Annotated in this window: 19 protein-coding genes and 1 tRNA gene; 7 read left to right on the forward strand and 13 right to left on the reverse strand. The window is 53.8% G+C overall.

The window, feature by feature from the left end; genetic code table 11:
* The 4 genes from ACTG33_RS06945 to ACTG33_RS06960 all read right to left on the reverse strand — a co-directional run.
* Window positions 1-476, reverse strand: a 476-nt coding sequence (locus ACTG33_RS06945; RefSeq protein WP_439134475.1) for a biotin-dependent carboxyltransferase family protein, incomplete at its 3' end; no start/stop codon positions are given.
* Window positions 473-1,174 (reverse strand): 5-oxoprolinase subunit PxpB, encoded by a 702-nt coding sequence (gene pxpB / locus ACTG33_RS06950; protein WP_439134476.1) that lies wholly within the window; start codon window positions 1,172-1,174, stop codon window positions 473-475. The genes pxpB and ACTG33_RS06945, both read right to left, overlap by 4 nt.
* The gene (locus ACTG33_RS06955) at window positions 1,171-1,905 is read right to left on the reverse strand and encodes a 5-oxoprolinase subunit PxpA (protein ID WP_439134477.1); all 735 of its coding nucleotides are present in this window, start codon (window positions 1,903-1,905) and stop codon (window positions 1,171-1,173) included. Before ACTG33_RS06955 ends, pxpB begins: the two co-directional genes overlap by 4 nt.
* A 22-nt stretch (window positions 1,906-1,927) precedes the next feature.
* Window positions 1,928-2,731: a putative hydro-lyase gene (locus ACTG33_RS06960; protein WP_439134478.1), complete on the reverse strand. Its 804-nt coding sequence runs from the start codon at window positions 2,729-2,731 to the stop codon at window positions 1,928-1,930.
* A 281-nt stretch (window positions 2,732-3,012) separates the two neighbouring features.
* Between ACTG33_RS06960 and pepQ the strand changes: the two genes are divergently transcribed.
* Window positions 3,013-4,353 carry a Xaa-Pro dipeptidase gene (gene pepQ, locus ACTG33_RS06965; protein ID WP_439134479.1) on the forward strand — a complete coding sequence of 447 codons (1,341 nt, stop codon included), beginning with the start codon at window positions 3,013-3,015 and terminating at the stop codon, window positions 4,351-4,353.
* A gap of 33 nt (window positions 4,354-4,386) precedes the next feature.
* On the opposite strand, the gene ACTG33_RS06970 is transcribed toward pepQ, so the two are convergent.
* Complete coding sequence (locus ACTG33_RS06970) at window positions 4,387-4,986, reverse strand: 2-hydroxychromene-2-carboxylate isomerase (RefSeq protein ID WP_439134480.1); 600 nt, start codon at window positions 4,984-4,986, stop codon at window positions 4,387-4,389.
* A 17-nt stretch (window positions 4,987-5,003) separates the two neighbouring features.
* Window positions 5,004-5,765: an SDR family oxidoreductase gene (locus ACTG33_RS06975; protein ID WP_439134481.1), complete on the reverse strand. Its 762-nt coding sequence runs from the start codon at window positions 5,763-5,765 to the stop codon at window positions 5,004-5,006.
* 150 nt (window positions 5,766-5,915) lie between these two features.
* Between ACTG33_RS06975 and ACTG33_RS06980 the strand changes: the two genes are divergently transcribed.
* Window positions 5,916-6,467 carry a winged helix-turn-helix transcriptional regulator gene (locus tag ACTG33_RS06980; RefSeq protein WP_439134482.1) on the forward strand — a complete coding sequence of 184 codons (552 nt, stop codon included), beginning with the start codon at window positions 5,916-5,918 and terminating at the stop codon, window positions 6,465-6,467.
* A 3-nt stretch (window positions 6,468-6,470) separates the two neighbouring features.
* Here the strand turns inward: ACTG33_RS06980 and ACTG33_RS06985 are convergent, their stop codons facing one another.
* Window positions 6,471-7,094 carry a hypothetical protein gene (locus tag ACTG33_RS06985; RefSeq protein WP_439134483.1) on the reverse strand — a complete coding sequence of 208 codons (624 nt, stop codon included), beginning with the start codon at window positions 7,092-7,094 and terminating at the stop codon, window positions 6,471-6,473.
* Window positions 7,095-7,298: 204 nt separating this feature from the next.
* Here ACTG33_RS06985 and ACTG33_RS06990 point away from each other — a divergent pair.
* A tRNA-Arg gene (locus ACTG33_RS06990) sits at window positions 7,299-7,375 on the forward strand.
* Window positions 7,376-8,035: 660 nt separating this feature from the next.
* Here the strand turns inward: ACTG33_RS06990 and ACTG33_RS06995 are convergent.
* The 3 genes from ACTG33_RS06995 to ACTG33_RS07005 form a co-directional block, all read right to left on the reverse strand.
* Window positions 8,036-8,386 (reverse strand): hypothetical protein, encoded by a 351-nt coding sequence (locus tag ACTG33_RS06995; protein ID WP_439134484.1) that lies wholly within the window; start codon window positions 8,384-8,386, stop codon window positions 8,036-8,038.
* Between the two features lie 4 nt (window positions 8,387-8,390).
* Complete coding sequence (locus ACTG33_RS07000) at window positions 8,391-9,398, reverse strand: hypothetical protein (protein WP_439134485.1); 1,008 nt, start codon at window positions 9,396-9,398, stop codon at window positions 8,391-8,393.
* A 338-nt stretch (window positions 9,399-9,736) separates the two neighbouring features.
* Complete coding sequence (locus ACTG33_RS07005) at window positions 9,737-10,645, reverse strand: transporter (RefSeq protein ID WP_439134486.1); 909 nt, start codon at window positions 10,643-10,645, stop codon at window positions 9,737-9,739.
* Window positions 10,646-11,068: 423 nt separating this feature from the next.
* Between ACTG33_RS07005 and ACTG33_RS07010 the strand changes: the two genes are divergently transcribed.
* Window positions 11,069-11,485 carry a c-type cytochrome gene (locus tag ACTG33_RS07010; protein ID WP_439134501.1) on the forward strand — a complete coding sequence of 139 codons (417 nt, stop codon included), beginning with the start codon at window positions 11,069-11,071 and terminating at the stop codon, window positions 11,483-11,485.
* Window positions 11,486-11,594: 109 nt separating this feature from the next.
* Here the strand turns inward: ACTG33_RS07010 and ACTG33_RS07015 are convergent, their stop codons facing one another.
* Entirely contained in the window at window positions 11,595-12,368 is a 774-nt protein-coding gene (locus ACTG33_RS07015) for an exodeoxyribonuclease III (protein ID WP_439134487.1), read from the reverse strand.
* 385 nt (window positions 12,369-12,753) lie between these two features.
* Here ACTG33_RS07015 and pyrE point away from each other — a divergent pair, with 385 nt between their 5' ends.
* From pyrE to ACTG33_RS07030, 3 genes are all read left to right on the forward strand, one after another.
* Window positions 12,754-13,395: an orotate phosphoribosyltransferase gene (gene pyrE / locus ACTG33_RS07020; protein WP_439134502.1), complete on the forward strand. Its 642-nt coding sequence runs from the start codon at window positions 12,754-12,756 to the stop codon at window positions 13,393-13,395.
* Window positions 13,396-13,580: 185 nt separating this feature from the next.
* Complete coding sequence (locus ACTG33_RS07025) at window positions 13,581-14,219, forward strand: hypothetical protein (protein ID WP_439134488.1); 639 nt, start codon at window positions 13,581-13,583, stop codon at window positions 14,217-14,219.
* A 119-nt stretch (window positions 14,220-14,338) separates the two neighbouring features.
* The gene (locus ACTG33_RS07030; protein ID WP_439134489.1) at window positions 14,339-14,761 is read left to right on the forward strand and encodes an MAPEG family protein; all 423 of its coding nucleotides are present in this window, start codon (window positions 14,339-14,341) and stop codon (window positions 14,759-14,761) included.
* A gap of 212 nt (window positions 14,762-14,973) precedes the next feature.
* Here the strand turns inward: ACTG33_RS07030 and ACTG33_RS07035 are convergent, their stop codons facing one another.
* On the reverse strand, window positions 14,974-18,114 hold the full coding sequence (locus ACTG33_RS07035; protein ID WP_439134490.1) for an efflux RND transporter permease subunit: 3,141 nt from the start codon (window positions 18,112-18,114) through the stop codon (window positions 14,974-14,976).
* Window positions 18,111-19,370: an efflux RND transporter periplasmic adaptor subunit gene (locus ACTG33_RS07040; protein WP_439134491.1), complete on the reverse strand. Its 1,260-nt coding sequence runs from the start codon at window positions 19,368-19,370 to the stop codon at window positions 18,111-18,113. Before ACTG33_RS07040 ends, ACTG33_RS07035 begins: the two co-directional genes overlap by 4 nt.
* Window positions 19,371-19,704: the final 334 nt, after the last annotated feature.

Here is a 19,704-nt window from a genome sequence, read left to right on the forward strand (position 1 = left end):
GGAAGCACGTCTCCGGTTTTCAGTGCCTGACCATTCAGCCCGCCAAGACTTTCGCGAACGACGGTCGCGCTGCTGCCAAAAGAGGGCGATACCTTAAAACCACCGCTGACGGCAATGTAGGCGCGACAGCCGTTTTGACTGTAACCCAGTTCCAGAGTGTCACCGCTGTTTAGGGTATGGGTGCGCCAGCGCTCTATTTCCTTGCCGTTGAGGGTGACGGGCATCTCGCCGCCCGTGACCGCAACCCGGGTTGCGCATTCCGCCTGCATTTTAAAACCGCCAATACTCACCTCGATGGTGGTGGCGTTGCTGTAGACATCGGAATCTGTGGTGGTGTTGCCGCACAGACGGTTAGCCCAGTGAAACGCCAGAGGATCCAGCGGGCCGCCGTTGGTGAGACCGATTTGATGTTGCCCAAAGCGTCCTGCGTCTTGCAGCAGAGAAAGAATACCCGGATTTAAAATTTTCATGCTCATGACGGTTGCCCTCCAGCTTCCGGCAGCTCGCCGCCGAGGGATAAAAACTCTTCCCGACTGATGCTTTTAAAGCGCACGCGGTCACCGACCGAAACCGGCATGGAGGGTTCTGCGTTGGGATCAAACATGGGAGTGGGGCACAGGCCGATCAGGTTCCAGCCACCCGGTGAAACGGCTGGGTAGATTGCCGTCTGACGGTCGGCAATGGCGACAGCCCCCTTGGGGACTTTTTGGCGCGGTGTCGACAGTCGCGGTGCGGCAATGCGCTCATCCACCTGGCCGAGGTAGGCAAAACCCGGTGCAAAGCCAATGGCGTAAACCCGGTACTCGGTACTCTGATGCAGATCGATGACCTCTTGCACGCTCAATTGTGCGCGCTCGGCCAGTGCGGTCAGATCGGGGCCGGACTCTTCGGCGTAATACACCGGCAGCTCCACCAGATGACCTTCCGACTGTTCGGCGGAGGCGATGGATGCTGTCGCTTTGGCGATGGCCTGACGCACGTGGAGTTCATCGGTCAACAGTGGATTAAACAGCACCAGCAGCGACGCGTAGGAGGGCACCAGATCCACCAGCGAGTCGCCCATGAGTTCGGGCAAGCGCTGTGCGGTCTGTTGTACCTGAGCGGAAATCTCTGGACTGGTTTCGTCGCCGAAGTAAATGATCAGCGAGCTTTCGCCGGCGATCTGAATGTTCATGGGCGAATTAACTCCCGAATGGCTTCGATGGCTTGCACGCCTTCCAGGTTGTCACCGTGTACACAGAGGGTGTCGGCTTGCAGGCTCAGAGTCTGGCCGCTGACGGTGGTGATGGTGCCCTGTTCGTTCAGTTGTTTGACCTGAGCGAGCATCTTTTCTTTGTTGTGAACGGCGCCGGGCTGGGTGCGAGACAGCAACTTGCCATCGTCGTCGTAACAGCGGTCGGCAAAGGCTTCGAAAAACAATTCAATACCGCGCTCGGCGGCTTCCTGGCGATGCAGTTCCATTTGTGGTGTGGCCTGCAACATCAGACGAATGGGCAGGTGGAAGCTGGCGATGGCGTCCATAATCGCGTGGCGTACGTTGTCTTTCGCCATCATGTCGTTATAGAGCGCGCCGTGGGGTTTGACGTATTCGAGGCTCAACCCCAGGGATTGCGCCATGCCGCCCAGTGCCGATGTTTGATACATCACCATGGCTTTGATTTCGTCGGCGGAGCAGTTCATGGAGCGACGACCAAAGCCCACCAGATCCGGATAGGCGGGGTGAGCGCCTACGCGCACGCCATGTTCTTTGGCCAGTTCCAGGGTTTTGGTCATGATCAACGGGTCGCCGGCGTGAAAGCCACAGGCAATATTGGCCTGATCGATGTGTGGCATGACGGCTGCGTCCATGCCCATGGTCCAGGAGCCAAAGCTCTCGCCCAGATCGCAGTTCAGTAATAAAGGCATGATGAATCTCCTTTCGGGCGTGTTATAGAATGGCCAGACGGCTGTTTGGCAGGTCGGTCACGACCATACAGCCGGGGCTGTGAGTAATACAGAACGGCGGTTTGGCGGCCATAATGGCAGCCTGCGGGGTAACACCGCAGGCGGTAAAAACCGGGTACTCGCCGTCTTTGATGGTGACGGGATCGCCGTAGTCAGTCTGATTGATGTCGCGAATACCGATAGCCGCCGGGTCGCCAAAGTGCACCGGTGCGCCGTGTACCGAGGGGAAGCGCGAGCAGATCTGAATCATGCGAATGGCGTCGACGGGTTTGAACGGGCGCATGCTCACCACCATATTGCCGTGAAAGCGGCCGGCGGGGCGGCAGGCAATGTTGGTGTCGTACATGGGGACGTTCTTGCCTTCGCTGAGGTTGCGAATTTCCAGGCCATCGGACAACAGGGCCTCTTCAAACGAGAAGGAGCAGCCGATCAGAAAAGTCACCAGATCCTGATTCCAGATGTCGCTGATGTCGTTGACTTCGCCGGTCAGCTCACCGTCTTTCCACAGGCGGTAGCTGGGGACGTCGGTGCGAATATCAAAATCAGCCCCGATGCCCTCGATATGGGTATCACCGGGGTTGGCGGCCATGCCGACAATGGGGCAGGGCTTTGGGTTCAGCTGGCAGAATTGCAGGAACTCAGCAGCCCAGTCTTTCGGCAGGATGGCGACATTGGCCTGTACGAAGCCTTCGCAATAGCCCGACGTGTTGCCGGTGTGCTCGCCGGAGCGGATTTTGGCGCGCATTTCGCCAGGCGTCACTGGGGTTGAAGTGAGAGTGGCAGACATAAGCCTTCCTTACATACTGAGAGTAAATCGCTGACGGATAGCCAATCGCTGAATTGGGTTTATGAGCCATTCTCTGCGGCTTGCCTGCGAGTGTCCAATTCAGGTTTTCTGAGCTTTTGATAATAACTTTTTATCAGTGTTGGTGATAAGTGGTGAAAATTCCAGAATTTTTGTTTGAAAGTACAGAAAATAGACCTGGTTCGGGGGTTTTATTTATCAATGGTTTGATAGACTGAATCGCATTGGCGGTTTTTAGTGTTAGTGGTTTTTAAGCGGTAGCGATGATTAAGGAGTTGAGCGTGGTTCCGGCAGCGGTTGTTCATTTGTATGAAGCGCACATTAAAGCGCAGTTCCTTCAAGTCAGTCAGTTACTGGAGGCTCAGTCATTCGACGGTCTGTTGATTGCCGCCGGCAGTGTGCTGCACCCTTTTCGGGACGATGTGGATTATCCGTTCAAGGTGAATCCCTACTTTAAAGCCTGGTTGCCACTGCTGGATCGGCCGGGTTGCTACGTCTGGCTGGTACCGGGGGAGGCAAAGCCGGTGCTGTTTTTCCATCAGCCCCAGGATATCTGGCATCAGGTGAATGCTCTGGATGATGAGGCGGTTCAGCGAGCCTTTCAGGTGGAGGTGATCGCCTCTGCCAGTGAGCTGCCGGGGATTCTGTCGAAGACCGGGGCTGCAAGGATCGCCTATATCGGTGAGACGGGGGATTGTCCGAGTTCTAAGGCTGAACACAACCCTCAGGTTCTGCTGGCAGCGCTGGATTACCAGCGGGCCTATAAAAGTGATTACGAAGTCGCGTGTATGAGGCTCGCCAGCGAAAAAGCGGTGCCCGCGCATCGCGCCGCCGAACGGTGTTTTCGTGACGGAGGTTCCGAATACGATATCCACATGGCGTATCTGCAAGCCGCTGGTCATCTGGAAGAAGAGCTGCCTTACGGCAACATCATTGCGTTGAACGATCACGGCGCGGTGCTGCATTACACCCAAAAGCTGCGTCAGCCGCCGGCACAGTCGCGTTCATTTTTGATCGATGCAGGTGCCAGTGTGGCCGGCTACGTGGCGGATATCAGCCGAACCTATGCTGCCGCGGATGGTGTGTTTGCCGAACTGGTCGACGCCATGGATCAATTGCAGCAAGCGGTGATTGCCCGCATTCAGCCGGGCGAGGCTTATCTGGAACTGCATCGCTGGACGCATGTTCAGTTGGCGGAGGTCCTGAAGCAGTTTGACTTGATTCACTGTTCGCCGGAGCAGGCGGTGGAGCAGCAGATTACCCAGGCGTTTTTTCCTCACGGTCTGGGGCATTTGCTTGGCTTGCAGGTGCATGATCGTGGTGGCTGGATGCAGTCCCCGGACGGCCGGGAAGTGTCGCCACCGTCTGAACATCCCTATCTGCGTCTGACACGTCCGATTGAGGTGGGACAGGTTTTCACCATTGAGCCGGGGCTCTATTTTATTCCTTCTATATTAGAGTCTGTGAACAAAGGAATTGCAGGCAAGCTGGTGAACTGGTCAGTTGTGGAGACGCTGAGGCCGTATGGAGGTATTCGCATTGAGGATAATATCCATGTGTCCGCCGATGGCGTACAGAACCTGACCCGCGAAGCGGGTTTGTAGCGGGCCAGATTTCTGGTTTTAGCGGTTCTGGTGTTAGCTATTCCTGGGCTTTAATCGTTCCTCAATAAAGTCCAGCCGATCCTGGCCAAAATACATTTCACCGTTCATATACATAGTGGGCGCGCCAAAGGCTCCCAGTTCGACGGCCCGCCCGGTGTTCTCAATAAGCTGTTGTTTGACTTCGGGGTCCTGACTCAGAGCAAGCAGAGCATCGCTGTCAATGTCTGCTGCCTTCAGGCATTCGGCCACCGTCTCCAGGTCGCCCAGGTTTTTTTCCTGAGTCCACAGTGCGTTGTAAATGGTTTCCATGTAGTCCGCACTGATGCCAAGACGTTCAGCCGCAATGGCACCGCGCATCAGTTGCAGGGTATTGATGGGGAAAAACGGGTTAAAACGCATGGCCACCTGATAGCGTTTGGCAAAGCGGGGTAGATCCTGTTCCAGCATGTATTTGCCCTTGGCAGGAATCGCGACCGGAGAGGTATTACTGGTGGCTTTAAAAACGCCGCCCAGCAGCATGGGGATCGGGTTCACTTGCAGATCGTATTGCTGTTGCAGTTGTTGCAGTCGTTTGTAAGCCAGATACGCCGTAGGGCTGCCAAAGTCGAAGTAAAAATCCAGTGCTTGTGTCATGACTGTCTCCAGGTGTGTTACCAGCGCTCGGCCCATGGGCGTATATCCAGCTCAAAGGTCCAGGCATTGCGGGGTTGTTGATAAAGGTGCACGTAGTTGTCGGCGAGGTCGTCGGGCAGGACGATGCCGTCTTCCTGTTTCAGTTCTTTGGCCCGAGGTACGTTGTCTAAAATCCACTGGGTATCGACAGCGGCGTCGATGACCACGTGGGCGACGTGTATGTTTTTGGGGCCGAGCTCTCGGGCCATGCTTTGCGCCAGGGCCCGCAGGCCGTGCTTGGCACTGGCAAAGGCGGCAAATCCCGCCGAGCCGCGCACGCTGGCAGTGGCCCCGGTAAAAATAATGGATCCTTGTCCTCTGGGAGTCATATAGCGGGCCGCTTCCCTCCCCGTGAGAAAGCCGGAGAAGCAGGCCATTTCCCAGATCTTGAAAAACTTCTGGCTGCTGGTGTCGAGGATACTCATGGGTACATTGGCGCCGATATTGAACACCACCAGGTCGATAGCCCCGATGTTTGTTTCAATCTGCTTGAACAGGTCTTCTACCTGATCTTCCTTGCGCGCATCACAGGAGAAGGCATAAGCCTGATGGCCCTGTTGTCTCAGGTCGTCAATCAGAGGATTCAGTTTGTCACCGTTGCGGCGGGCGGCGCATACGGTGAGCCCCTCCTCGGCAAACTTGCGGGCAATGGCGCTGCCAATCGCGTCGCCGGCGCCAACAATGAGGGCGACTTTGGAGTTTTCTGAGGTATTTTCTGGAGTGATCTCTGGGGCGGCCATGATGGAGTCTCTCTGGGTGGACGTTGATCCGCTTAACTAGGTTCCATTTTGAAACTGACATTAGGTTCCAAAATGGAACCTGTCAAACTATACTGAGCAAAATGTCACTATTCGCTTTAAAAGTGGCGTGCATTAGCCGGAGGTGACCGATTGCGTTGGGAAGATATTGATCAGCAAGTGTGCTCCATTGCCAGAGCTCTCTCGATTGTGGGAGATCGCTGGACCCTATTGATCTTGCGGGATGCCTTTCTGGGAACTCGCCGTTTTGAAGGGTTTCGCCGCCAGCTGGGGGTGAGTCGTCATCGATTGAGTGAGCGTCTGAACAAGCTGGTGGACAGCGGGGTGCTGGAGAAAGTGCCTTATCAGCAGCGGCCCCCGCGCTACGAATATCGACTGACGGAAAAAGGGTTGGACTTGCATGGTGTGATTCTGACCCTGGGTGATTGGGGCAACCGCTGGTGCTCCGATGAGGCGGGTGCACCGGTGGAATACCTGCATCGCAGCTGTGGGCAGGTGGCGAAACCCGTGGTCACATGCAGTGAGTGCGGTGATCCGATGTCACCGAAAACGGTGATTCCTCAAATAGGGCCAGCCTTGCGGCACGCATTGGATTCCGGTGTCGGTATGTTTCCAGAGGCAGAATCAGATGATGATTTGAGTGAGAAGTTGCCACCGTTGCTGCTCAAATCGCTGGGTAAGTGATTGTCAGTCGGATGATGGTCTGAACACAGCAGTGCCCTGAGTGCTAAAAAGTGGCTCCCCGAGAAGATACAATTTCATTTCACTTAGAGAAACTGTGTCGTCAAAATGCAATTCTACTTCCCCGGTTAGGTACACAGACAGAGCCGCCAACAGTTGGCGGGCAATACCTTTGTCTTTTTCGGCACAGACCAGTACCAGCGGCGAGGTTATAGTGGCCGCAGGCATAGCCAGTTCTTGAGTCGCCTTGCCCAGTTCGTGGCGGGATAAATCATCACCCAGTTGGGAGGCTACCTTGCTTCTGCTTTCCAGTCCTGGCTTGGCCCACACTTCCAAACGTGGCGCCGCGGGCCGATATTCGGAGCGGAACTGCTCAAGTCGACTCAATAGTTTCTGATGGTGTTGGGAGGAGAGCGGGCGAAACTGGCTGCTGAGTTCTCCAGCCGTCTCGTCCAGAAGGGGCAGGCGTACTCGTTGGTAGCCAGTCCCAGACTCCGTTACCACCAGAGACTCATCCGCCTCATCAGGGCTGCCAAAAAGCAGGATTAACGTCGCTGTCAGGATGCCAATGGGGATAAGCCACCACGCCATGGCAGACATATCTCGCTGAGCTCCGGTCCTGTAGACCATACATATCCTCCGGTTACCTATTAAAGACGGTTATGTGATGTGGAGAGTGTAGTTGTTAAGCGGGTTCTGTAAACGTTAAGCGCCAGTCCTTGAGCCTCTCGCTGCCACGGTTGAATGGGGTGTGCCGAGGGTTGGCCATTTCAAAGAGGATAGACGAAGCCCGCCAGGATGCGTATCATTGCGCCTGCTTAAAACAAGCGTTACGCACCCTTAGCTCAGCTGGATAGAGCGTCGCCCTCCGGAGGCGAAGGTCAGAGGTTCGAATCCTCTAGGGTGCGCCATTCATAAAAGACCCCGCATAGCGGGGTTTTTTATGAATGGTACATCCCAGGGCTCGATGAGAACCTCCCAGGTTCGATCAAAGCGACAGCTTTGAGACCGCGAACAGCGCCCGCAGGGTGTTAAAAGCCCTAAGGCTTTTAACAGTCAATCCTCTCTGGCAGCCATACCTCCATTTTGTTGAAGCCATAGCCGCGGAGCGGGGTTTTCAATACTCAATAATTGGGGCCAGACCCACATTATGTTTGATATTTCGATGCTAATAAAAATTGAAAATCCAGCCAACGATGACGCAAATCACAAATGAATATCCAGTGATCATGAGTATCCATGCGATGATTTTGTCCAGTAAATTAATCGTATTTTTAACAATGTTAGTGTCTACTATACGATCATCATTATCGTTGAATATTTTTGTAGGGAGGGCGACGGGCCATGCGTATAGCATCGCTCTCAGCCACATGGGATCCCATTGGCAGGGCCTGGGTTTTCCTGTGCTTAAGACGGCATTATCAATTTTTCGCATGGTTGTTAATGCAAATATTATCCATGCGAAAATAATTACTATTAATAACCAGCCGCCAAATAAAGCCCACGCTTGAGGCCAATTGAATTCTATCATTATTACAAGGCTACCAAGAATCTCTACCCACTTTGATTTTTTAAATCGAAAAAATCCATCCAATAATGATGCTTACGACAAGGGTATACCCAGAAATTAAAAGCCCCCAGGCCAAGGTTTTATCAAAGTAATTTACAATCCTTTTTACATCGTTCGTATCTATGATTCTGTTTTCAGCTGAGCTGAATAGTTTTTCAGGTAATACCGCAGGCCAGGCATACAGTATCGCTCTTCCCCACATGGGGTCCCACTGACAGGGTCTTGGTTTGCCTTCTGAAACAATAGTTCTGTCAATCTTGCGCATCGTAAACACTGCAAACAGTATCCAGAACACGATAGTGATAAGAAGAGAGCCAACGACTAAAATATCAAACCAGTCTGAATAATTCATAGGTTTACCTGAATGCCTTGTCCCATAAATTGCCCACTCGACTTTGTACATTTTGATCTGCTTGATAAGCTAGCACTGCACCGGTAACGATTGAGGAGCCGATTAAGAAAGCCCAGCCCCATGGGGTGGCCATCAAAGCTATTCTGCTCAATGCAAAAAATGCTGCACGTCCGGTCAACCAGCCGGTAAGGGCTGAAGCTGTCATTCCTCCACTTTGGACGGCAACTTCTCTTTGCCAGTCGCCACCGTTAACGTAAGTGTTGTGCACAGTATTAATTCGAAACCCAGCATCCAGGGCAATAGCGCCTCTGCCGGCATAGCGGATACCCTTGGCAAACCGGCTGATTTGTTGTCCTTCGAGGGCTGTGGCGACATGAATTCCACGACCGCGGGGTCTTTCTGCCAGGGTGATGCCGCGTTCGGCGTTGGACAGGGCGGAGCCTTTGTTTTTCGTAAACCGGTCTGCGGGCACAATGCGACGCAGTTCTTGCTGGTAATATTGATTCAGTCTTTCGTAGGCGGCGATGACTTTGTTGCGCAGTTCCAGCTTGCGTTGTGCGGCGACTCTGCCCACCCGGTGGTAATCGTTTAATTGGACGAGAGCCTGTTGGTATTGCAGGACAGCTGTGTGAAAACTATCGGTACGTGCGCCCAATGCCGTCATACCCATGCCTGCGAGACCGTTGCTGTTTTGCGCGGTGGTCGTAAGATCCAGCCCTGCGAGGTGTTGGTCGTAGAACTTTGCCAGCACCGAGGTTTCATCCCCGAAGTCGGCAACACAGGCTGACAGGTTGGCACGTTGATGAATGGGCAGTTGATTCATCTCTCGCAGAATGGCGCCAGTCGATGGTGTCGCAGTCCCTGACATATCGTAGGCGACATGGGGTGAGAGCCATTGATTTTGATCCTTCACCTGAGGATTGCAGGCGAGAAATTGCTGCAGTGTCTCGGGTTTGGAGTCGCACAGATGGGCTGGACGAGTGGACGTCGTGGGGAAAAACAGGTCTGGCATGGTCAATATCCTTATTGCGATCAATCCCTATGAGGGCTGCCGGGGTGCACTGTGAATGGCCGGACTTTACCATGAGCTCACTAATGAGGCATAGATTCGATCATTAAATGTGTGAAATAGGAGGGTACCTCTTTGATGTCCGCCAAGACTAAATTTTAACCCGTCTAGCCCGTGCCTTCCTTGCTTCATGCTCATCTGGACCCTGTTGAAGGGGGGCAGGCCCTTCGACAAGCTCTGGGCGAACGAAGCTCGGCGGTGGCTGGGTGAGAGAGGTTGGTGTGTCGACGGGCCCGGATTGTCGCAATAATAGGGGTCAGAATGACCCCAATTTTATTTTCTTACCAAATATACATATACCCCAAGGTAAAACTATCGAAATCCCCGGCTATTTTTGACTCAATGGTGGTGCTGGCGGCGATGCGGATGGCGTGGTGTCGATTGAATGGGTGGACAAGGGTAAGGCCAGCGCGGGAGTTGTTCATCTCGTCTTGTTCCGGGCCTTCGCCCACGGTGGCAGCACCGCCTTGGTACCAGTTGGCATCCAGCGACACCCATATGCCGTTTCTGTGCACATACACCAAATGAAATTCGGATGAGATGACCGCCTTCTGGCGGCGGGTTTTACCCAGATAGTCGTGGTTGTCTTCATAGAACCAGGCGCCGACTTCGCCTTCAAATAGCCAGCGGTGGGTGAGCGGGATAATAAATCCCAGGGCTGGTTTTACCGCCCAGCGGTTGCTTCCCGCGTTAAACAGTTTGGTGCCATCGTATTCCCCGGTGGGCATGCTGACCAATAGGCTGGCACCTATGATGGGCTCTGGGTTTGCTACCAGCTCCCGAAACGCCTTGCGATCCATGCTGGGGGCACCCATAAGGTTGATGGCAAGGCGGGCGCGGGCATCGGCACCCGCGCTGATAGACCGCTCTTTAAACTCGCCGTTCACCAACGCATCGGCATCACCTTGAACGAGGGGGTAATTTATTTGCAGGCTGGCGGTGCGATTAAGCAGACTGAAGCTTCGCTGATAGGTGAACGAGACAAAGTCCAGCGTCGCCTTGGCACCCTCTACTGGTGTTGAGGCATCCACCAGTACATCACCTTGAGAGTGTTGGTAACCCACGACCAGAACATTGGTTCCCGTCGGAGCGGGCCAGTAAGCCCTTGGTGCCAGCTCTTGTGCCTGTGTGTGCATCACAGAGGTTGAGATTAAGAGTAGGAAAATCACATCCCTGAGAGAAAGCTGCATGAATAAAGCCTGCTTTAATAGAGCAGTTTCAGTATAGCCATGTCGATGAAAAAGGGAAAAAGGCCGTAAAATGTAATAAAAAGCAGCCAATAAAAGGGATAAGGTAGTAAGAAGGATCGTCACTGTTAATTTACACCCTTCGACAAGCTCAGGGCGAGCGGCTGGGGGCACCTGGATGGACTCAGGTCTAGCGGTGGGAGCTGGCGCTTGGACGGGCTCAGGGCAACGTGGTTAGAGGCGTATCTTCGCAGGCGCTTGGGGCAACGGATTGGCGTGCATCGGAGCATTCAAATTGTCGTTAAGTTGCTAATATCCCCCTGAAAGCCATAAGGTTTTTCTCTTGGGCGGGTTTTTGTCTATAATGCACCGTTACTGGCCAACCGGGCCTATGCCGAAAATGGAGAGGACTTAACTGTGAGTCAAATGAAAAAGATGATGGGTCTGCTGGCGGCGGCTGGCCTGAGTGTGATGGTTTCAGCGGGTGCGGTCAGTGCCGATCTGGAAAAAGAAATGCAAGAGCGCCTGATGCCAGTGGGTGAAGTGTGCATGTCCGGTGAGGACTGTGCAGCAGCGCCGGTGGCAGCAGCTCCTGCTGAGCCTCGCTCCGGAGTGCAAGTGTATGAAGCGCATTGTCAGACTTGTCATGCAACCGGTGCTGCCGGTGCACCCAAGTACGGTGATGCCGGTGAGTGGGCGCCTCGTATCTCCAAGGGTATTGAGACCTTGTACACCCACGCATGGAGTGGTTTTAACGCCATGCCAGCGAAAGGTCTGTGTATGGATTGTTCAGAAGACGAAGTTCATCAAGCCGTTGACCACATGGTCGAAGGGTCTAAATAGAACGTCTGTCTGAGTCGCAGCTGTCACAGGCTGCAGCAACAAAAAAGGCCGCTAGAGCGGCCTTTTTTGTGTGTATGGATTAGGAGAGCAGGTTGCCCTGTCTCTGTGATCAGTACACTTCCAGATCGTAGTCCACAATTAAGGGCAGGTGACTGGAGAATTCCTTGTTCTTGTAGGTCGTCGCGTATTCCACGCGATTGGCCAGGCTGTCGGAAATGACCTGGTAGTCAGTTCGCCACCCATCGCCGTTACCCACAGTACCGCTGGGCCACCAGGTGTACTCATCTTTATCGGTGTTACCACGACGGAAGGCATCGGTGTAACCAACCTGAGAGAACAGCTGCTTCATCCACTGTTGCTCGTGGGGCAAAAAGCCCGAGACGCTGTCGTTGTCCTGCCAGTTCTGAACATCTTCACGCTTGTGAGCCATGGCCCAGTTGCCGCAGAAAATAAATTCGCGGCGCTTGCGGGTGATTTTATGCAGGTGTGCCTGCATGTCATCAAAGAACTGAATTTTCACTTCCTGAGATTCATTCTCAGATCTGGCGGATGGCGCGAGCAGTGAGCCCACGCTGATTTGTTCGAAATCTACTTGCAGATAGCGGCCTTCCATATCCACACCGCTGCTGAAACCGAGCCCATAGATCAGGGCCTTGGGTTGTTGGCGAGTGTAGATAGCAACACCGTTGTAGTGCTTGATTCCGGAGTCGAAGAAATAGGCAAAGTAGCCGTCGAGCTGAAACGGGTCGCCGTCCAGTTCGTACTCCTGAGCACGTAAATCTTGTAAGCATATGATGTCAGCATCCTGATCGGCGAGCCAGTCGTAAAGACCCCGCTGTGCCGCTTGGTGAATGCCTTCAACACAAAGACTGATAATGCGCATGTTAGCCCCTGGATTACAGGCTGCGTATGATACCCGAGCTTTCGTTATTTTTGTTAATTCTATTTCCCTATGTCGCCAATAAAACCGGCTGGGAACGCAAAGGTTCCATTAAAATTAGAACATTTTCGCGGGAATGCCATCGTTCGGTTCGTGAACTGGCAGTCAGTCATCCCCTTCATGATCCTGACATAATGTTGTTAGCGGGTTTGAGTGCACTCTATTTGGTATACGCGTTTTGCCCTTTTGTGGGTTTATGACAAGCAAGAACTCTGCCTGATGTGTGACAGAGCGTGGGGTGGCTGTGTATCATTACCCTCTATTCGACGGCTCCGGGGGAGTTGTTTAAGTGATAAGTCAGTGATGACGAATGGACGAGAACAGACAGATGCAGCAGTACCAGAGAGACTTTATCCAGCTAGCCATTGATCACGAAGCGCTGTGTTTTGGTGAATTTACCCTGAAATCTGGACGTACCAGCCCCTATTTTTTCAATGCGGGCAAGTTTCAGACGGGCGCAGCTCTGGCCGCGCTGGGGCGCTTTTATGCCGATGCCCTGGAGGCGTCAGGTGTGGCTTACGATGTGGTCTTTGGCCCAGCCTACAAAGGTATTCCTCTGGCGGCGACCACGTCGGTTGCGCTGTCGGACAAGCATGGCAAAGACATGCCTTATTGCTTTAATCGCAAAGAGGCGAAGGACCACGGCGAGGGCGGAAGCCTGGTAGGTGCTCCGTTGCAGGGCAAAATCCTGATCGTCGATGATGTCATTACCGCCGGAACCGCCGTGCGTGAAGTGATGTCCATTATCAAGGCGGAAGGCGCCGAGCCGGCGGCCGTCCTGATTGGTCTTAATCGTCAGGAAAAAGGCCAGGGCGAGTTGTCGGCCATCCAGGAAGTTGAACAAGACTACGGCATTCCGGTGGTTAGCATTGTGTGTCTGGAAGATATCATCACCTTTTTGCTGGAGCAGGGTGGCCAGCAGGATATGGTGGATAAGATTCGAGAGTATCGCGTCCAATACGGTGTTTAAGCTTTTGTTCAGCCTTCTCGCTGTACATTAGCCTGAATCTGGCCGTAAATGCGTTTATACACGTAGTTGTAAGGTTAGGTAGTTGTAAGGTTAAGTAGTAGTAAAGCTAAGTAGTTGTAAAGTTAATTAAGCAGTTGTAAGACAGCTGTAAACTGTCTTACAGACCGTCATAAACAGGTGAACCAATGAAGATATTGACCGTACCTCGACAAACTCCCGCTTTGAAACGCCTTACGTGGGGTGTGCTGTTGCTGGTGATGTTGGGTGGGCAGTCAATGTGGTCGCAGGCTCAGAACAGCAAGGTGTATTACCGTTATCTGGATGAGAATGGGGTGAAAGTGATCAATCACCAGATCCCGCCTGAATATGCACAAAAAGGGTATGAGGTCGTCACCTCGCGGGGTGAAGTGATTAAAGTCGTTCCGCCAGCGCCGAGTGCAAAAGAAGTCACCCAGATGGAATTGCAGCGTCAGCGGGAAGCGGAGCTGGCAGAGTGGGACGAAGAGTTACTGCGTCGCTACAGCACCGTCAGAGATATTGAGGCCGCCAAGCATCGCAAACTGGTACAAGTGGACGGCAGTATTGCGATTCTCAAGGGCAATATACGCAACCTGAAAGCGCAAATTGCCGATCAACATGCGAAAGCGGCTAAGATGGAACGCATGGGCAGAGCCGTGCCCGATACCATGCTAAAAACACTGGCGGCTTTAGAAGAAGAACTGGCATTAAGCGAAGCGCAAATTGAAGAGCGTGAGCAGCAGTACACGCAGATCGAAAAGAAATACGATCGCGACATTGAACGTTTTAAAGTGATCCAGAAGTAGAAGTTCAAAAGTTCGACGTCGCCTGCGCCAGCGTCGTCCCCGCTCCTTGTTTACTGTTATGATGTGTCTTTAACCATAAGAACATCAAAGCCCGAGGGCATCAGTAAGAGGAGTCTCTCATGTCTCAATCCGTTATTTTTCAACCTGTTCTGGCGATGCTGATATTAACCGGCGTGGTTTGGTTGGTGTTGTTTGCTCGTCGCATGTCGTACCTTGTTTCGCAAAAGATTGATGCCGAGCAGCTGAAAACTCCCTCTCAGGTGGCTGCGTTGATCCCGGCTGAAGTCGAGGCTCCGGCGAATAACTTCAAAAACCTGTTTGAAGTGCCAATCGTATTCTACGTGGTGTGTATCGTTGCCTTTTTGCTGGGACAAGTGGATGGGTTGCTGTTCAATTGTGCGTGGGCGTTTGTGATTTTACGGGTGATTCACTCTCTGGTGCACTGTACCTATAACCGGGTCCAGCATCGTTTTATGGCCTATCTGGGTTCCAGTATCGTGGTGTGGGTCATGGTGGGTAAAGTCGCTCTGGGAGCTTTCTGAATCCTGCTTCTTAGCTCACTTGTTGTTGGAAGCTTTGTTAGTGGAAACTCTGTTGTTGGCAGCTATGTTGTTGGAAACTCTATAACCAAAGGCCAGGCAGATCCAATCTGTCTGGCCTTTTCTTTTTCAGCGTGCCTTTTGTGGTGCGTCTTGCTTAATTTGTCTTTGCCATCACAGCGCAGTGATGGGGGATGTCGATAGGAAATCGGCGATCAGGCTTGATCGGGCTTGTTTTCGAAAGGCAGTTCACCCCGGTCGACTTTCTCTCCCTGCATGTGAGCTCTCACTCGCTCTCCCAGCAAGAACAGTCCCGGTACCAGAAACAAGGTGACGGTGGTGGCGAACAGCACCCCGAATGACAGGGAGATCACCATGGGAATCAGAAAGCGCGCCTGAGTGCTGGTTTCCGCCATGATAGGCACCAGACCGATAAAAGTGGTGACGGAGGTCAGTACAATGGGGCGGAAGCGGTCTCGTCCCGCCTGCACCACCGCTTCGAATACCTCCATGCCGCTTTCGCGCAGATGATTGATGCGATCCAGCAGTACCAGATTGTCATTGACCACAACCCCGGCGCAGGCAAAAAAGCCCAGCATGGACATCATGCTCACTTCACGCCCCATAATCAGGTGGCCGATCACGGCTCCCATAAAACCGAACGGGACGGCGGTGAGAATCAGTACCGGCTGCCAGTAAGAGCGGAAAGCGATCGCCATTAAGCCGAAAATCACCAGCAGAGCCAAACCGAAATTGCGTGTCGCGGAGCCGACAAACTCTGATTCGTTTTCCATATCACCGGTAACCCCCAGGTGGAAATCGGGGTATTGCTGTTGCCAGCGGGGCAGGTTCTCCTGCAGCAGGCTGGAGACAATCAGTGTCGGATTGCCTTTGCTGCTGTCCACTTCGGCGGTGATGTCGATGGCGCGTTTGCGATCGACCCGTTCGATGGTCGTATAGCCGGGGACAAACTGTACACTGGCGACCGTATCCAGAGGAATTTCCCGGCCATCGCTGGTGCGAATACGCATTTCCCGCAGCTGATCTACATTGTTTCTCTCATCTTTGGGGTAACGCACCATGACTTTGACATCTTCCTTGCCCCTCGGAATGCGTTGCGCCTCTTCGCCGTAGAATCCCTGACGAACTTGTCGGGCGATATCGGCCAGCCCCAGCCCCAGCATCTCGGCGTTGGGCTTGAGCTTCAGTTCAATCTCGGTTCGAGCCGCCGTCAGTGAATCCCGCAAGTCATACACCCCGGGATATCGCCCCAGTGTATGCCGGACGTTTTTGATCGCTTGCTCCATGAGATCGTAGTCGTCGATGCCCAGAGTCAGACGCAGGCTGATGGCGGTGCTGATTTCATTAATGGTGGCGTTGGCTTTGATTTGGTCGGCGTCAGGAATGTCTCCCGCCAGTTCTCGCCAGCGCTTGACGATGTCATTGGAGGCAACGTCGTGTTTGTCAGAATGATTCAGCGCGATGGTAACCAGCGCGTTGTTTTGCCAGGCCCAGGATTGCATATCGCCGATAACACCGTCGTCGTTGCCCTGAAATAGCGACTGATCGGTTTTGAGTTTTACCGCGCCTTGTTCCAGTTGCTTAAGGATACTTTCCTGAATTTGGAAAGGGCTACCTTCGGGAACGGTGACCTGGATACGGACGAAATCGGACGCTACTACCGGCATAAACGTTTTTTTCAGCCAGCCGCCACTGTACAGAGCCACGGCCAGTGCAAACGCCACGGAAAAGCCGGCGATGGTGGCGCCATTCATGCGCAGGGATCTGAGGAGTGTGGGGCGGTAAACGCGGTTGGCAAACTGATCGAGTCCGTGGGCGATGGATTCACGGCTGCGCTTGAGGCGAATCAACCAAGGATTCTGGCTGGTTTTTTCGGGTTTCAGATGAGCCAGATGGGAGGGCAAAATCAGCATCGATTCTATCAGGGAGAAGGTCAGGGCGAGAATCACGACGACCGGTATGGCATAGCTGATATCTCCCATGGCGCCGGGAATGGCAAGCAGTGGAGCGAAGAAGATCATGGTGCTGATGACCGCGAAAAAGACCGGTTTGCTGACGGCTTTGACACCGGCCGCCGCGGCCTCATGCCCCTCCAGACCTCTCTGTTGCTGTGAATAGATACTCTCGCCAACGATGATGGCATCGTCCACAACGATCCCGAGCACCAGCAGAAAGGCAAACAGGGACACCATGTTGAGACTGACACCGGCAAGCGGCAGCAGCCAGAGGGCGCCTAAAAAGGCCACGGAGATACCGACGCATACCCAGGCGGCCAGAGCGGGCCGTAAAAACAGCATCAAAATGATAAACACCAGCAGCAGCCCCGACAGGGAGTTCTTCAGCAGCAGGTTCATGCGATCTTCAAACATGTCGGACCAGTCTCGCCACACTCTGGCTTCAATGCCCGGTGGCAGTTCAGACTGGGCGTTTTGCAGATAGGCATCGACGGTTTTGGCAATGTTCAACACGTCCGGCTTTTCGGAACTTTTCACTTCCAGAAATACGGCGGGTTTGCCGTTCAGGCGAGCCACGACATTGTCTTCGCTGAAGCCGTCGGTCACGCTGCCGATGTCGCCAATGGTCAGCTCCGCCCCATCTTCCCGGCTGTCGACCACGATCTGATCAAAATCCACGGAGGAGTAGGCTTGTCCTCGGGTTTGCAGCTGGATGTCGCCGATGTCTGACTTGATAACACCGGCGGGCAGATTCAGCGAGGCCTGACGCACCGCATTGACGACCTGTTCAAAGCTCAGGTTGTAGCGACGCAAATCGTGTTCGGAAATTTCGATGGCCATTTCGTCTGGACGGGTGGCGTTGAGATTGACGATGGAGACGCCGGGCAGCAGGGCAATTTCGTCGCGCATTTTTTCGCCGGCAGTTTTCAGCGTGTCCTCATCGACATCACCGTACAGACCGATACTCATGACCTCACTTTGCCATTGTACTTCGGTGATGATCGGCTTTTCGGCATCGACCGGAAAGGTGGAGATGGCATCGACCCGGGCTTTAATGTTGTTAAGCAGGCGTTGCGAGTCGTAGCCGTTGATGGCCTCGACTTGCACCGAACCGGTATTGAGGCGCGCGGTGGAGGTGATTTCTTCAATGCCATCCAGATCGGCGATGGCCTCCTCGATCCGTTTGACCACCTGTTCTTCCACTTCCACAGGGCCAGCGCCCGGATAGGGAACTTGTACCTGAATCAGGTTGGTCTCGATGCCGGGGAACACTTCTTTATTGAGGTTCACCAGATTGCTCAGGCCGCCCAGTATGATGACGACCATCAACAGATTGGCGGCGATGGGGTTGTCGATAAACCACTGAATGATTCTGTTCATGGTGTGGCGACTTGGTCTTTGACCAGCTGTTGTGCTTCGTCTTTCTGATCGCTTTGCGGCTGTGGTGTCACCACCATGCCTTCGTTCAGCAGGCTTTGGCGTCCCACCACGATGGGCTCGCCCTGGTGGAGGTCGCCGCGAATCCAGGCTTGCTGGCCGTCGGTGTGAAGCAGCGACACCGACTTTTCATGAACCCGATTGTCAGCGTCCAGTGTGTAGAGATGATTGCGCTTAAACAACGCTTCATGGGGGACGGTGATCACGCCCTCAAGTTGACGCCCCTGAATGTGGGCTTCGACAAACAGGCCGACAATCAATGGCGCTTGAATATCATCGTTGTTGAGGAAGTTGCCGGTGACCCGGAACGGATCCTTAACCTCCGCCACGGCGTAGTATAGACGCGAGCGGGTGTCGAGACTGGCTTCCGTGCGGGTGATGTGCCCCCGCCAGCTGTAACGTTTGCCGGCGATGGTGCCAATGAGGGTGACTTCGGGGCCGGTGGTGTGTGTCTCGTCGGTGTCCGGTGCTGTCGGTAGATCACCGTTCAGTCCCAGTGGCAGATCCACCAGTGCAATCTGGCGGTCGGTCAAGGGCAGTCGAATTTCCGCAAGACTGGTGTCGTAGACGCTGGCAATGGGGGTGCCGGGGGTGACGTACTGCCCCAGGTCTACTTGAGTGGTGCGAATCCGGCCGTCAAAGGGAATGCTGACTTGGGTGCGTTCCAGATTGAGCTGAGCCTGGTCCCGATCGGCTTTGGCCGATTGCAGTTGGGCTTCTGCTGCTGCCAGTTGCGGCTCCCGCAAAAACAGTGCGTTGGCTTCTCGATTACCGAGGTCGCGCCATTCCCGTTTCGCCTGACGAGTGCGGCCCTTTTCGGTCGCCAGTAATTGCGAGGCGTCGGCAACGCGAGCTTCGGCACCAAGCAGGGCGGTCTCGTAATCTCTGGGGTCAATGGTGATCAGCGGTTGGTGGGCTTTCACAAACGCGCCGTCGACGAAGTTCGGATCCACCTGGGTAATGCGGCCGCTGACTTCGGCAACCAGATCGATTTCCCGCCTTGGCGCCACCGTGCCTTGAGATTTGACGGTAATGGCCTGGGCGGAGGGTTCGGCGTGTACGACCGTTACGCTCAAGGGTGGGGGTGTGGCAACCGGGGTCGGTGTGGGGTTGGGCTTGAGCGTGGCTACCGCCAGTACGAGAAGACCGCCGAGAATGAGAATGGCGACAGGTTTAACGCTGATTTTGTGACGGATCACAACAGATTCCTTGCAGTTATCATTGTCAGTACCTGATGTCGAAGTCCAAACCTGATGATTGAGGCTTGTTTGACCGCCAGGTCGGGTCGCATGTCGAGGCGTGAACTCTGTCTGCTGGTGTGGCGGAAGCTGTTCACAGTTCGAGGCTGAGAAAGCTCTGTGGCCGTCGTGTGCGATGACTTCCGGATTATGACTTCAGAGCGTCTTATTATATACGTTAAAAACACCCAGTTTAGTCACCGCCGTCCGGACTTGTCCCAAGCCTTTACCCATCTTATCACGCGACCATAAATCCCGTTCAAAAACAAGGCTGTTTTCAGGCTTTCTATTTACG

The organism is Pseudomaricurvus sp., from assembly GCF_965662505.1.
GTDB lineage: Bacteria > Pseudomonadota > Gammaproteobacteria > Pseudomonadales > Cellvibrionaceae > Pseudomaricurvus.